The sequence below is a fragment of the Emticicia sp. genome (genome assembly GCF_049241225.1).
Lineage (GTDB): Bacteria > Bacteroidota > Bacteroidia > Cytophagales > Spirosomataceae > Emticicia.
Map to the genome: position 1 here is coordinate 1 of NZ_JBMLRC010000326.1, position 12015 is coordinate 12015.

11 protein-coding genes are annotated in these 12015 nt (G+C 37.6%); 8 read left to right on the plus strand and 3 right to left on the minus strand.

Features of this window, described 5'->3' with window-relative positions; genetic code table 11:
• The coding region (nadE, locus tag ACOVO2_RS17410) for an NAD(+) synthase (RefSeq protein ID WP_421771203.1) at positions 1 to 1979 on the minus strand (1979 nt) is incomplete at its 3' end.
• A 243-nt stretch (positions 1980 to 2222) separates the two neighbouring features.
• Here nadE and ACOVO2_RS17415 point away from each other — a divergent pair.
• The 8 genes from ACOVO2_RS17415 to ACOVO2_RS17450 all read left to right on the plus strand — a co-directional run bounded on the left by ACOVO2_RS17415 (position 2223) and on the right by ACOVO2_RS17450 (position 9607).
• Positions 2223 to 2975, plus strand: coding sequence for a LytR/AlgR family response regulator transcription factor (locus ACOVO2_RS17415; protein WP_421771204.1), 753 nt, complete (start codon positions 2223 to 2225; stop codon positions 2973 to 2975).
• Positions 2976 to 3106: 131 nt separating this feature from the next.
• On the plus strand, positions 3107 to 4471 hold the full coding sequence (locus tag ACOVO2_RS17420; RefSeq protein ID WP_421771205.1) for an OmpA family protein: 1365 nt from the start codon (positions 3107 to 3109) through the stop codon (positions 4469 to 4471).
• Positions 4472 to 4502: 31 nt separating this feature from the next.
• Complete coding sequence (locus ACOVO2_RS17425; RefSeq protein ID WP_421771206.1) at positions 4503 to 5339, plus strand: hypothetical protein; 837 nt, start codon at positions 4503 to 4505, stop codon at positions 5337 to 5339.
• An 11-nt stretch (positions 5340 to 5350) separates the two neighbouring features.
• Positions 5351 to 5830 carry a hypothetical protein gene (locus ACOVO2_RS17430; protein WP_421771207.1) on the plus strand — a complete coding sequence of 160 codons (480 nt, stop codon included), beginning with the start codon at positions 5351 to 5353 and terminating at the stop codon, positions 5828 to 5830.
• A 2-nt stretch (positions 5831 to 5832) separates the two neighbouring features.
• Positions 5833 to 6507 carry a hypothetical protein gene (locus ACOVO2_RS17435; protein WP_421771208.1) on the plus strand — a complete coding sequence of 225 codons (675 nt, stop codon included), beginning with the start codon at positions 5833 to 5835 and terminating at the stop codon, positions 6505 to 6507.
• 120 nt (positions 6508 to 6627) lie between these two features.
• Positions 6628 to 6900, plus strand: coding sequence for a hypothetical protein (locus ACOVO2_RS17440; RefSeq protein ID WP_421771209.1), 273 nt, complete (start codon positions 6628 to 6630; stop codon positions 6898 to 6900).
• Between the two features lie 9 nt (positions 6901 to 6909).
• Positions 6910 to 7632, plus strand: a complete 723-nt coding sequence (locus ACOVO2_RS17445) for a hypothetical protein (RefSeq protein WP_421771210.1) — start codon at positions 6910 to 6912, stop codon at positions 7630 to 7632.
• Between the two features lie 67 nt (positions 7633 to 7699).
• Complete coding sequence (locus ACOVO2_RS17450; protein ID WP_421771211.1) at positions 7700 to 9607, plus strand: sensor histidine kinase; 1908 nt, start codon at positions 7700 to 7702, stop codon at positions 9605 to 9607.
• Position 9608: 1 nt separating this feature from the next.
• Here ACOVO2_RS17450 and ACOVO2_RS17455 read toward each other — a convergent pair whose 3' ends face one another.
• Both ACOVO2_RS17455 and ACOVO2_RS17460 read right to left on the minus strand, forming a co-directional pair.
• A complete protein-coding gene (locus ACOVO2_RS17455; RefSeq protein WP_421771212.1) occupies positions 9609 to 10946 on the minus strand; it encodes a hypothetical protein in 1338 nt (445 codons plus the stop codon).
• Positions 10947 to 10989: 43 nt separating this feature from the next.
• Positions 10990 to 12015, minus strand: a 1026-nt coding sequence (locus tag ACOVO2_RS17460) for a choice-of-anchor Q domain-containing protein (RefSeq protein WP_421771213.1), incomplete at its 5' end; no start/stop codon positions are given.

Here is a 12015-nt window from a genome sequence, read left to right on the forward strand (position 1 = left end):
TAATCTCGCATATCGGCCAGTTCTTTTTCAAATCCGCCCGATAAAATCGGGAATCGGCACCAGCCACGAGGGTCGAGATTATAGCTATCTAAGTGAAAACTCGGGGCATAACGCTCACGTTTCCATTGATTTCGGCTCCACATTCTGAAGAATTTTTCTACCCAATTGGCTAGAGTCTGGCGGTCGAAACGGTCAGCGTATTGAGCTTCCATGAAAAGTAAGCACTCTAACGGTGGCTTTTTATCTCGGATAGCCACTCCCTCGATTGAGTTTAGGACTTCATAAGGCATTAGGTCTTTTTCGTCGGTTTGTTTGGTTTCGAGCGGACGAAGCTCAGCCGTTGGTTGCAGGCTATTTACCTTTTTCAAGCCTTCAATCTTGATATGTTTTCCTTTCACATCACAGCCCACAGTTTCGAGCCAAACTAACCATTTTTTCAACCAAAACTTATCAATTCCTGCAATCGGATTGATACTTCCAGCCGTATCACCGTCCATCGTGCAGTAGCCAACGGCCACTTCTGAGCGGTTTGAGGTAGCAATCAGTAGATGATTATGCAAGTTTGTGAGTAACCAAACACTTGGGGCTCTCACTCGTGCCTGAATATTTTGTAGTGGCAAATCGTCGGTTTCCCAAGTTAAATCTCTACCTATTTGTTTTTCTATCAAGTCTTTATAGGTTTCTACGAGTCCGTTGATATTGACATTGTAAAAAGTTGCACCGATGCTTTTTGCCAAACTTTCAGCCGATTCGTAGGTATCTGTCGAACTATTTTCTGTGCCTTGATAAATACTATGAATCATTCTTTCGGCAATTTGCTCGACCGTGGTGCAATCCTGTATTTTCTTGATAAACGAAAGTTTTTTCTTGAAAGCTTCTAAGCCAATACTTTCATCGGCCAAACGAATCATCAAGCCGCAAAGAGCCACACACGCACAAGAATCTGCTCCACCCGAAAGCGAAACTGTGAAACCTTGCGAACGAGATTTACGGAGATAATCGAACAAAGCCAAACTTACGGCACGAGCAAACTCTTCTTCTTTCAAGAAACCTCCACGCTCAAATTTCTCTAACTCGGCAGATTGCGGAGCAACTGGTTTTATTTCTGGGAAATCGAACGATGCTGGTACTTTCCAATTTCCTTGCGTAATCGGTGATTTTACTTGTGAATGGTTTACTTTTGGGGCCTCTACATCAATAACGGCACTGGTTACGTAAAAATCGGCATAACCGAAACGTGGCGAAGAAACCAACAGGTTTCCATCAGAAGCAATCATGGCATCACCATCAAAAATTAAGCGACCCGATTCATTGCCAAGTAAATTTGTATAGATATAACTACATGAAAATGAGCGACTTCCATCAATAACGAAGCGTTCACGGGTTACGAATTTTGAAAACGAAAACGGACTTGCACTTGGGTTCAGAATAATATCTACTCCCCTATCGAACATCGCTCGTCCTGGGCGATTGGCCACCCAAGCATCTTCACAAATCTCGAAACCAATACGGACACCACTCAATTCAAAAACTAAATCTCCGATTGGATATTTGAATTCATCAATTTCGATTTCGTCACGTACGCCTGCCTGCCAACGATGAAACCAACGGTCTTCGTAGAATACTCCGTAGTTTGGTAAATGCTGTTTACAGACAAATCCTAAAATTCTTTTATTGGCAATCAGACAAGCTGTATTGTAGATTTTATTATTGAAACGAATAGGTAAACCCACCGAAACTATCATGCCAGAAGTATGTTGAACGATTTCGAGCAGGCTTTCTTTGGCTTGTTCGACCAAATCCCACGAATAGAACGCATCTTCGCAGCCATAGCCCGTAATGCACAGTTCGGGCAAACACAACAAGCTAATATCTTGTTTATCAGCCTCTTTTATACAATCAATAATATTTTTTTGGTTCTGCTCCCAAGCCAAAGGCGTTTGGTTGAGTGTTCCTGCTGCTACTTTTATGAGTTTCATTAAGTAAATGAGTGAATGAGTGAATGAGTGAATGAGTGAATGAGTGAATGAGTGAATATTTTTCTCATAGACTAAACACATCGTGGTAAAAATCAAATTTTCTTTTGCAAAAGCTAATTCGCAAATATAACAAAAACTAGCAGTGCTAAGTTTTGCTTATAAAAAGTATAAACCCAAATTTAACATCAAAAAATTGAGACATAAGCACATTATTCATATTTTTGTTCTCAATAAAAATCCCAAATGATTAGAACAGTTATTATAGACGACGAGCCACACGCTACCAAAAGTCTCGAAATTCTTTTGGCTGAAGACTGTCCGCAAGTACAGGTCGTCGCTTCGTTTAATCATCCTGCCGAAGCTCTTGTTTTTCTTCGCTCTAACCAAATCGACCTTGTTTTTTTAGATATTGATATGCCATTTATGAATGGCTTTGAGCTACTTAACCGACTTGCTCCTATCAATTTCGATATTATTTTCGTGACAGCCTACGACCAATACGCCATCAAAGCCTTTAAATTTAGTGCATTTGATTATCTACTAAAGCCCGTTGACGAAATTGAACTCATCAATAGTATCAGACAATTTGAAAATAAAAATAAAAGCAAAAACAACACCCAAAACAATCATTTCGAACATTTGCTGGAAGTTTTCAAGTCGGGACAAACAGCAGTAAAACGAATTGCCTTGCCAACTTTAGAAGGTTTTGAGTTTGTGGAAGTCGAAAAAATCATTCGTTGTGAATCAGATAGTAATTACACAAAGATTTTTCTACAAAACGCACCCATGATGCTCGTGAGCCGAACCTTGAAAGAAATTGAAGAAACTCTATCGGATTTGCCTTTTATTCGGGTGCATAACTCACACATTATTGCCAAAAATCACGTAAAAAAATACGTAAAAGCCGATGGTGGCTATATTTTAATGATTGATAACGCCGAAATTCCGATTTCACGGGCTCGCAAAGAAGAGGTAATCAATGAGCTAACTAAGTAAAAATACGCTTTCTGCCATTTACTCACTCAAATCTACCAACGGCTTCCAGCTTCTACCATCCACTAATTCTCATTATTTCTGTATTCAAATCCTCAATAGTTTTGACTCATTAATCAAATAATGAGCCTACCATGAAAATCTTATTTATTGTTTCATGTCTTTTTGTTTCTTTCTTAGTTGATGCTCAAATCATCAATCCCAAAGAAGTAGCCAAACGCAAAGCCCAAGACCGCACCAACGGTGCGATTGACCGCACACTCGATAAAGGCCTCGACAAAGTTGAGGAAGGAATCGGGAATATCTTCAAGAAAAAAGAAAAGCCAGAAAAAGAAGAAAAAACAACTAAAAAAACTTCTTCTAAGAAAACAGAAAACGAAGAATCGGAGGAATCCGAAGAAGCCGAAGAAACTACAGCAAGTAACAAAAATACTACAAAAGCAAGCAAACCTACTTCAGAATCAGGCACTTCACAGCCCAAGTCAAGTATGAAATCGTATTCTAAATTTGATTTTATTCCTGGTGAAAAAGTGGTTGCCGTCGAAGATTTTGGGCAAGATGCCGTTGGCGATTTTCCTGCAAAATGGAATACAAATGCGGGTGGTGAAATTGTGACGATTGACGGACAAAAAGGTAAATGGCTCAAAGCCAGCGACCGAGGGCTTTTCTTCCCTGATTTTGTGAATCAATTGCCAGAAAACTTCACGATGGAATTTGACATGATGATTAGTGAGGATGTTTCTCAAAATATGTCGGGGTTGATGGTATTCTTTCCTGAAATCAGTAAAAGAAAACCTACTTTTGATGCCAGTTTTGGCACAGACCCACAAGTAGGCTTTGATATACACCCGATGCCAGACCAAGGGGGAAGCACGAGTTCGGCATGGGTTTTTGATAAAAACAATGAGAAAGTATTAGAAAATACGATTCCGTTTAGCTGGAAAGATGGAGAAGTGAATCGAGTCTCAATCTGGCGACAAAAAACTCGTATCCGCCTTTACGTAAACGAAACTAAAGTTTGGGATTTACCTCGTGCTTTTGACCCCACCTTAAAATATTCGATGCTTTTCAATAATAATTTGTTTGCAGGAGCAAATTTTATCACCAATCTACGCATCGCCGAAGGTGCTCCCGATACCCGAAATAAACTCATCACCGAAGGCAAACTCGTAACTCGTGGGATTTTATTTGATGTAAATTCTGATAAAATCAAACCCGAATCTTACGGGGTTTTGAAAGAAATCGGAACGGTTTTAAAAGAAAACCCTGCCGTGAAAGTAAAAATCATAGGTCATACAGATTCCGATGGCGATGATGCCAAAAATCTTGACTTATCGAAACGCCGTGCGGCTTCAGTAAAAAATGCACTTTCGGCCGAATTTGGCATCGAAGCCGCCCGCATGGAAACCGACGGCAAAGGCGAAACCCAGCCATCTGACCCAAACACCACACCACAAGGCAAAGCCAATAATCGTAGAGTAGAATTTGTTAAACTTTAAACCCCCAAGCCCCTAAAGGGGTGATAAAAACATGAAAACGAAAATTTCAATAATACTTTTTTTTATAATTGTGCATAGTACTGCTTTTTCACAATCTGTACTTATTCAACCATCTAATTTGGAAGGAGAAAGGATTTCCTTAAAATCAAGTACTATTACTCCTACTCTTAGATTTGAAACCCCTACTGGAGGTACCGAACAATTAATTCGTTTTTATGTTGGTTCACAAGAAAATGCAAGAATTTCAAGTTTGGGTTCTTTATTATATATAAGGGGTAGAAATGAAATTAAGTTTACGAATATTAATGACAATACCGTTGAAGAACGTATGTCAATAAATTTGAATGGCATTCGGATTTCAGATTTTGATTTTTCAGAAAACACCACCACCGAGCGTCGCCCAGTTTTTGCAGACAAAGATGGTATTTTAAGAATAGAAAACTCTTCAAATCACTACGCGAGCTATAATTTCAGTGCTGTTCAAGCCCAAGATTATGACGACCAATTACGCAAAGGAAGTGGCTTTGCATGGTTTAACACCACAAATATTGGTGCAACCATGTATTTACCAATAAACCTGCCCGATGGAGTGAAGGTAACAAATATTAGGATGTTTTTATTGGATAACTCAGCATCTAATCTATCGTTTACATTCAACAAAAATAGTCACCTCTCAAATACATTTACTGCCATTGCAACTGCTCAAAGTTCTACTAATACTGCTAATATTTTCAGTTTAAACGATAATGCAAACGAAATAATTGATAATCAAAATAACTCATATTATATAAATATTTCATCAGTTGGCAATTGGACAGGCAATACGCTTCAATTTCACAGCTTAGTAATTACTTATCAATACCAATAAACAAAATTGCCATGAAAAAGCTAATTCTAATTTTCGTAGTAGTCACAATTTTGGCATCATGCACCAAAAGTGATGTCGAGCCTGACAATAATTCTTCATCAAATGGTAGTTCGAAAGTCACTGGCAGCATGAAAGGTGTACTCGGCGGTAAAGATTGGATAGCCAAAACACTAAAATTTGACGGATTAACAGCCTTAATTGATGCCACAGGTTTTGAAAATGAAAATAATAAAATATCACTACAATTTACAGATACTGAGCTCAAAATTGATAAAATCTACCAATTTACCATTCCAGCTCAAAAAGAAAATTTGAATGGAAATTTATTAATTACCTATAATAATTTACCTCTTTTTGCCAAAAGTGGCAATTTTAAAATCACAAAATATATACGAGATAAAGAAATTGAAGGTACAATCAATGCTCAACTTACCAATTATACTGATTTAGACCTGAGCTTAACCAATTTGAAATTTAGCTTAAAAAAGTAACTATGAAAAAAGCACTGATGACCGTTCTGGGTGTATTCTGTCTTTTAAACACCCAAGCACAAGTAACGATTGCGTATTGCAAATTTGAGCAAGGTTGCAAATTTTATCAGACTCAATACAGCTTTAAAGATATTGACAATCTGCTCGGATATTTAGGCACTTTTGAAAAAAGTAAAGGCACAATGGTATTTTTCAAAAATAAGCAAGGGCAAGATATTCACTATCCTGATAATAAGCGTAGCGTAAAACAACTCAACGAATATTTCGGCGGTAAAGGTGAACCAAATGTAGCCAAAGGCGGACTGCCATTCGAAAAGGCCATTCAACCAAAAGATGGAAATTGGATTGCCAAGACTGACAAGCCAATCTTGAAAAACTGTCCGAGTCAGTTGGCCAATCAAACCGATGGTTTTGCCAATATCAAGAGTGGAAATAAAGTTTTTAGTAAGCCTTTTAACCCGTCTGATTTATTACCACCTAATGCTAAATGGCTCACTTTAGCCGAAAATACTTATCGTGCTACAGTATTACCCGAAGCTGAAGCGGCGTTCAAGACTTTTTATACAGTAAATGTACTAAGTCCCACACAATTAAGTGGCGTTACTGATATTTATGTCAATATTCCAAACCAAAAAACCTGTGAAATGAAGATTAATTTTACTTTCACAGCTAAGTAAGTAATAAGATTTATACATTCGACAATTCTATAAATAGCTAAGAGGCTGTTTATAAGCCCATTAACTTTCTATGGACTTGTCGACTATTGACCGTGGACTACTTAACATTCAAATAAAACCATGAAAAAACTAATTATTTCAATTTCACTCTTAGCCGCTATATCATGTGGAAGAGTTGGCAATGCGGTAAATCCTATTTCCAACAATAAATGCGAAAAGGCCGCCGCTGAATACGAAAAAAATGTAACTGAATGGGTTAATGACCCCAACAATAAATCAAAATGTGAAGCCTTGAAAAAATCGCTCAACGATATTATAAAAGATTGTTCGGTCTATACTGCGGCTCAAAGAAAGATTTATGAAGACCAAGTCAAGCTACTCACTTGTGATTAAACTCTATTCATGAAGAATTTACTAATACTTATGGCCGTTTTACTTTCTTCTTGTAATACGACCAACGGAAATTCGACTAATCCCGATAACGCAGCATCTACAGTTGCCGATGTGTCGGCATGTATTTTGAGCTACCAAACCAAAATCGACCAATTACTACCTCTCGAAGTTATCAAGAAACACTACACGAGCGATATGTCGAAGGCTAAGAAAAAGTATGATTTTCGTCCCGAAGCCAAAAAGCACGATAAAGATACTTACGAATATACTTGGGAAAGTGGCCGAAGCCGAAAAATGAAAATGATGGGACGAGATATGGACGTACCAAGCCCTAATCGTATCGGTCTGAAATGGGTGGGCAGCGGCCTTTTTATGATTACTCGCAAAGCTACGCCTCTCGAAAGTTTCAAGGCATTTTATCGTAATACCAGTGCGGCCGAAAAAGAAACGGCCTTCAAAAAAACGGGTGAAGTATTAAAAGAAAAAGGTTATGATGCTAAAACCACTAAAACCGCTACCAATATGGCCAAAGAACTTTCGGCCGATGACATCATTTTCAAGGAAGTTGCGGGCATTGGCGAAGCGGCTTCGTGGCGTATCAAAGAAAAAGAATTGACGGTGCTGGTTGGAAAAATCACTTTCCAAATTGTAGTAGATATTAGCACAAACGATGAAGAAAATCTTTCGATTGCTAAAAAACTTGCCCAAGAAGTTTTGAACAAATGCAAGTAGTTTTGCAAATTTAGCCCTATGTTTATACAACAAATTGGTAAACCATCTCTTATTAGGGTACCATAAAATGAAATTTTATTATCAGTCATTCGTAGTCATCTGCTTATTAATTGCCAATAATGCTCTGGCAGTTGGAGATACACTACGATTGACCGACAATAAATCATCAAATCTCTATGAAAAGAGTTATGTTTTGGTGGCAGATAACAATCAGACTTTAGAATCGGTAAAGAAAAACACAAAATGGCTATTGCTAAAACCTGATTTCAAGCCAGAAAAGAACAAGACGATTTGGCTTCATTTTTTCGTTGAAAATGAAACAGATGCCACTCAGCCAATTTTTATCAGAAACCCCGATAACGAAATTAGCGAATATTACGTTTTTGAAAACAAAAAATTAATAAATAAGCTAACCAACGGTGAATTTATATCTACTTGGGGCATGAACGAAAACCATCTCGTGGGGGTTGATAGCTTTTCGATAAAGGGTCGGAAAACGATTGAAGTCTTTATAAAAGCCAGTAATTATCAAGGATTATTGCCTTTTTTAAGACTTTTTCCGCAAAAAAATCTCCGAATATCTTATTTTCTAAAGACCGAGAAAAATCAAAGTCGATGGTTTAACCAATATTATCTACATAACCTCAATGAACTCCAGATTCGGGTTTTCTATCAAGGTGGCTTAGGTGTAATTTTTATCATTATTTTATTGATTTACAATCGTAACCGCTCCGAAAAACTTTACCGATATTATTTATTTTATGTTCTTTCGGCCTTTGCTTTTACGTTAATCAAAAGTCGTTCATTTACGTATGTTGGTAAAATTGTTGGTATCATTCCTATCATAAAAATTCACGGTGGCGAGGCCATCATGTGGCTTGGATTTGCGGCTTATTTGGTCTTTATTGCTGAGTTATTAGACCTCCACAAAAACCAAGATAAGCTCTATCAATTCATTAAAATAACCAGCAAAGCCTTTATTTTTTACGGAATTGGCATCTTTTTATGGCTTATTCTGACGAATGATTCGGGACTTCAAGCAAAACTGTTTATTGTCACTCGCATTCCTCTAATTTTGGTTTACATCGGAATTTTGGTTTTTACCGCCAAAAAAGTGAGGTCTTCGATGGTAAAATATGTATTGGTAAGTAACGGAATTCTGATTGTTTTTGGACTGATTGCATGGCTGAAAGCAGGTTTCTTAAATCAACAAGTTTGGTACGGAATTTTCAATCATTTATTTACACTTCCTTTTGCAATTCTACTCGAAATAATTGTTTTTGCATTGGCTATAGCCAAAAAGATTGGAGATGAACGCCAAGCTAAAAATGCCCTCGAAAAGAAAGCAATAGAAGTAGAAATGATGGCTTTGCGTAGCCAAATGAATCCGCACTTTGTGTTCAATTCGCTCAATACTGTCAGATATTTTGTGCTTTCTGACCAAAAAGAAAAGGCCAAAAATTATCTCGCAAAGTTCTCAAAATTACTCCGTACGATTCTGAGTTATTCTAAAGAAAATACTATCTCACTCAGAAATGAACTTGAAGCTATCAAACTCTATATTGATGTAGAGTTAGGGCGTTTTGAATCGAATTTCTTTTATTCGATAAATATTGATGAAGAAATTGAACTTGACTCGGTAATGATTCCCCCGCTTCTTTTACAACCTTTTGTAGAAAATGCAATCATTCACGGCTTACGAAACAGCGATAAAACTGAAAGGATTTTAGCAATTAAAGTATCTCAAACTTACGAAAAACACCTCGAAATTAGTATCGTTGATAATGGTGTTGGCCGTACCAAAGCAAATGAAATTCAATACAAACAAGATGTACTTCACAAGTCTTTTGGAACGACCATAACCAACCAACGTATCGAACTTTTCAACCAAAGCTACGCCAAACAAATTAAAGTTGAAACAATTGATTTAGTAGATGAATCTGGCACAAAAGTGATTATTCAAATCAAAATTTAGCTTAGTGTTCTAATAATTTTACACGCTTTTCGAGCTGAATAATATACAAACTCATTTCTTCAATTTTTTCTAAAAGTTTGGCGGTCATTTCGGCATTATTTACTCCTTTTTCTACTACTTCTTTGGCAGATGGGATGTTAGGCAAATGTTTGTTTTGGGTTATAAATTTATCTAAATCGCTGATTTTCATCAACTTATAATCTTTTTCAAATACTTTATCCGACCATTGGTTTTCGTTTTCGTAGCGAATCTTGAAGTTCGACACCCAAAATTCACCTTCTTCTCCAATCCCCATAAAGTCACGGTCGTTTACTTTCATGCTTGGGTTATTATAGGCCACACGCATATTTACAACACCCTTCACATCAAGTGGGTACTGAGGATTGTGCATACCTATGCCTACTTTTACGGCATAAGCTCCCACTCCGCCCAACGTGAGAGCATTTGACACTGTGACTTGCGATTGAAAACCGATAGATGTGGCGTTGGTCAAATTATTCACTACGGTAGTTGGCGAAGCAAAATTTGTACCTGTCCAAGAGCCAGATTGGTCGCCAATAAATATACAAGAATTATTATTGGTAATGCCTGCATTTCCCCCTGCAAAATTACCAATCCAAATGTTATTTGCTCCAGTTGTTGAGAACTGGCCTGCGGCATAACCAATAAAGGTATTATAATTAGCAGTTGAGTTTTGCCCTGTATAATTGCCGATAAAAGTGCTATAATTTGAATTTTTGGCTGTTGTACCAATACCATCATAACCAGCACTTACACCAATCATGATGTTTTGATTACCTGTGCGATTATTTGCACCTGCCGCTTGACCTAAAAAAGTATTAGATGCCCCCAAAGTATTAAAAACTCCAGCACTTGCCCCAGCAAAGGTATTACAACAAGTAGCCGTTGAATAAAATCCTGCATTTGCTCCAAAAAAGGCATTTTGTGAACCTGCAGCAGTTGCACCCGTACTATAACCCGCATTAAAACCAAAAAAAGTATTGGCAACACCGAGTGCTGTTGTGGCATTTCCCGAACCAGTCCCGCCCATTGTATTGTTTGAATTAACGATTCTGAAACTTGGGTCGCCTCCGCCACTTGCAGCAGCTGGCACAAGAATAATATTCCCCGCAGCATCAACACTTAAAGCTAAATTATTTGAAGCAGCAGGTGTTGAAGCCGAAGTTAGATTTGCCAACTTCACACCATTATTTCCGATTGTGAGCGGTGTACCTGTGGGCGTTGTTATTGAATTTTGGGCAAAAAGCCCCCTAACCCCCGATGGGGGAATTATTTGTAGTAAAGTATTGATAATTATAAGATAAAATGCCTTTTTCATAGAAATTTATTGTTTTGAAATTTTATTTTAAATGAACTCCCCTTTAGGGGTTGGGGGTATTATTTATCTGAATTGTACCTCCATTAAAATTGATATTTCCACCATTCATCTGAATTATTTTAGCCTGATTGCCTGCATTAGGTACGTTTACTGTATGAGTGGCATTAATTTTTGCTGGGTTTGTAGCCGTAGGTGGACTGTTTGTACTCCAAGTTGCATTGGCCCCCCAATTATTTCCCGAAGTAATTGTTTCATAAATTACTACTACCAAAAAATACTCATACGCTCCCATATCGGGCAATCCTGAGCGAGCATTTCCTAAAATGTCGGTTGTAGGAGAACCCGTTGCAGTTCCTGTATTGACACACGGTGAGGTGCTTTGCAATGCCAAGCCATCGTCGGCAGTCATCCAGATATTATCTGCACCGATTGGACTGGCTGTATTTACAAATAGAGGATTTTGAGCAAAAATATTATTGCTCGTGCCAATACTCGGATAATCGGCTGTTGGATAATTGGTTACATTATTGGCGAGTTGTAAAGATGAATAAGAAATCGTTACGGTAGAAGTGTTGGAGTTTTCAATATCGGCACCTACCGATGTAGCATTTCCTAATTTAGTATTTGCCCAAAAGACACAATTTTTTAACACTGTATTCGAACCATACCTATTAGCTATTGCTCCTGCTCCGCCCGTAACGGTGTAGTTTTGAGCAATTTTTCCATTAGCATAAAAAACAGCATTGGTAATTATCGGACTCGAACCATCGTTAGAGATTGCTCCACCATAAAAATTTGAGATATTATCGTTTTCGGAGAAAACTGCGTTAGTGATAATAGGGTTAGAATCATTATTAATTATTCCTACATAATTCTTTGAAAAAACCACATTTGTGAGCGTAGGAGAGGAAAGATTATTGTACAATCCTCCATTTTTATTCGACAAAAAAACTATATTTGAAATCGTAGGCGAGCTACTTTCATTATAGATTCCTCCACCATAAATTTGAGAAATAAATTTTCCTTCAACCGTAATAAAGCCTGGGTCATTTGGATTATACAAATCCTC